The organism is Natronomonas sp., assembly GCF_036625485.1.
Taxonomy (GTDB): Archaea; Halobacteriota; Halobacteria; order Halobacteriales; family Haloarculaceae; genus Natronomonas.
In genome coordinates, this window is the sequence record NZ_JAZKTR010000233.1 from 1 (window position 1) to 2,795 (window position 2,795).

Sequence of the window (2,795 nt, forward strand, 5' to 3'; positions counted from 1 at the left end):
ACGAAGCAGTACTCCTCGAACTCGCCGGGTCGTTTCCCCTTCAGGCAACGCAGGGCGAACTGTTCGACCGGATTCAGGGCGATGCGGTGTTGAGCACCTCCCTCTGGGTCAACGTGGCGCTGGCGGGGCTGTCCGCCCTGCTGTTCGTGTATATGGGTCGCGCGGTCGGCGGGACCCGAGCGAAACTCATCTGGGGGGCAACCCTGCTGATACCGCTGGTATCGCTTTCGAGCTATCTCGGCCTGCTGTCCGGGCTCACCGTGGGTCTGGTGGAGATGCCGTCCGGCCACGCGCTGGCCGGCCAGGAGGTGCTCAGCCAGTGGGGTCGGTATCTGACGTGGACGCTATCGACGCCGCTCATCCTGCTGGCGCTGGGGCTGCTGGCCGACGTCGACATCGCGGACCTGTTGATCGTCATCGCAGCCGATATCGGGATGTGTCTCACCGGCCTCGCGGCGGCGCTGACCACCTCCTCCTATGCGCTCCGCTGGGTGTTCTACGTCGTCAGTTGCGCCTTCTTCGTGGTGGTCCTGTACGCCCTGCTCGTCGAGTGGCCGGCCGAGGCCGAGACCGCCGGTTCCGGCGAGATATTCGGCACCCTCCGAGCACTGACGGTCGTTCTCTGGTTGGGCTATCCCATCGTCTGGGCGGTCGGCATCGAAGGGTTCGCGCTCGTCGAGTCGGTCGGCCTCACGTCGTGGGGCTACTCCGCGCTCGACGTCTTCGCGAAATACGTCTTCGCCTACCTGCTGTTGAGTTGGGTGGCGGACAATCAGAGCGTCGTCGAGCGTGCCGGAAGCGTCGACGCGGGCAGCGCGGTAGCCGACGACTGACCTCGGTCAGGACGACTCCTCGTCGGTGTCGGCGCGTCCGTCGGACCCGGACGCCAGCCCGGCGACCGGGTTCTCCGGTTCCTCGACGCGTGGGTCGAACGCCAGCAGCGTCGCCAGAAGCGCGAACGCGACGACTTCGAGCGTCTTCGAGACCGCGGCCAACACGACGCGACCGGGCTGGTCGGCGCCGTTTACGGCGCCCACGAGCGGGTCGACGTAGTGGGAGAGAACCACGTTGACGAGGCCGAGGTGGGTGGTATCGGCGGTCCCGGACGTGGTCGGAGTGGCGCCGACGCCGTGGTCCAGTACGGTGTGCCATGCGAACCAGCCGATGACGTAGACGGCCATCGCGGCCATCCCGAGGACGTAGGCGCGGCGGAGGCCGAGATAGCCGGCCGCGACGGCGCCGATACCGGCGAGTATCGCGACCGACGAGACGACGAACAGCACCGGGTCCGGCTGGACGAGGAGTTCCCCGCCGAAGAGGTACTGCCGGAGGATGCCCGCCTTCCGGAAGCGGGCGAGCTCCGAGGCGCCGACGACGAAGTGGACGACAGCAACGGCGCCGACGACCTGTAGGGTCAGAAAGCGGAGTTTCCGAGCGGTAGGCTCGTCCATACGCGCCCTCGGAACTGGGCAGCCAAGAGGGTGCCGAAAATCGATAGCGGTGGCCTGCCGGAGGAGGGAGCGGGGGCCAGTCGGGGAAGGGCCACCACCGTGCGCGCGGGCGCTCGCTCGAACGCGCTCATACGCCCGCAGGCGCGCCCTGCGGCGATTTCGTGGCGTTTACGACGAAAGGTTGAAAACCGGTGTCGGCGTAGACTGCCCCAACGTGGAACTCATCGTCACCGAGAAGGACAACGCCGCTCGTCGCATCGCGGAGATCCTCTCCGACGGCGGCGCGTCCGCCGATCGGCGCAACGGCGTCAACGTGTATCGCTGGGGCGACAAACGGTGTGTCGGCCTCTCCGGCCACGTCGTCGGCGTGGACTTCCCGTCCGAATACTCCGACTGGCGGGACGTCCAGCCGGTCGAACTCGTGGACGCCGACGTCGTGAAGACCCCGACACAGGAGAACATCGTCAGGACCCTCCAACAACTGGCGAAGGACGCCGACGAGGCCGTCATCGCAACCGACTACGACCGCGAGGGTGAACTCATCGGCAAGGAAGCCTACGAACTCATCGACGAGGTCGCGGACATCCCGATCCAGCGTGTCCGCTTCTCCTCGATCACGGAAAACGAGGTCAAGAACGCCTTCGCCAATCCCGACGAACTGGACTTCGACCTCGCCGCGGCCGGCGAGGCCCGGCAGGTCATCGACCTGCTGTGGGGCGCCGCCCTGACTCGGTTCCTCTCCCTGTCCGCGAAACAGCTCGGCGACGACTTCATCTCGGTCGGCCGAGTGCAGTCGCCGACCCTGCGGCTCATCGTCGAGCGCGAACGTGAGATTCAGGCCTTCGACCCCGACGACTACTGGGAACTGTTCGCCGACCTCCGGAAGGACGAGGCGACCTTCGAGGCCCAGTACTTCTACAAGGAAGACGGCAAGGAACAGGAGCGCGTCTGGGACGAAGCCGCCGCCGACGAGGCCTTCGAACGCCTGCAGGGTGCGGGCGAGGCCGTCGTCGATTCGGTCCGCCGACGTACCCGGACCGACGACCCGCCGGAGCCGTTCAACACCACCCAGTACATCCGCGCGGCCGGGTCGCTCGGCCTCTCGGCCCAGAAGGCCATGAGCGTCGCCGAGGAACTCTACACCGCCGGGTACATCACCTACCCGCGGACGGACAACACCGTCTATCCCGACGACCTCGACCCCGAGGAACTGCTGGAGGACTTCGTCGGCCACCACCCCTTCGGCGACGACGCCGAGGACCTGCTGGAGTCCGAGAACATCGAACCGACCGCGGGCGACGAGGAGACGACCGACCACCCGCCGATCCACCCGACCGGCGAGAT

Annotated in this window: 3 protein-coding genes; 2 read left to right on the plus strand and 1 reads right to left on the minus strand. The window is 67.2% G+C overall.

Annotation, left to right across the window (positions count from 1 at the left end; translation table 11 throughout):
• Window positions 1–59 precede the first annotated feature (59 nt).
• A complete protein-coding gene (locus V5A53_RS14350) occupies window positions 60–833 on the plus strand; it encodes a bacteriorhodopsin (RefSeq protein WP_332314295.1) in 774 nt (257 codons plus the stop codon).
• Window positions 834–839: 6 nt separating this feature from the next.
• On the opposite strand, the gene V5A53_RS14355 is transcribed toward V5A53_RS14350, so the two are convergent.
• Window positions 840–1,451, minus strand: a complete 612-nt coding sequence (locus V5A53_RS14355; protein WP_332314293.1) for a hypothetical protein — start codon at window positions 1,449–1,451, stop codon at window positions 840–842.
• Between the two features lie 214 nt (window positions 1,452–1,665).
• Here V5A53_RS14355 and V5A53_RS14360 point away from each other — a divergent pair.
• A partial coding sequence (locus tag V5A53_RS14360; RefSeq protein ID WP_332314294.1) for a DNA topoisomerase occupies window positions 1,666–2,795 on the plus strand: 1,130 nt, incomplete at its 3' end.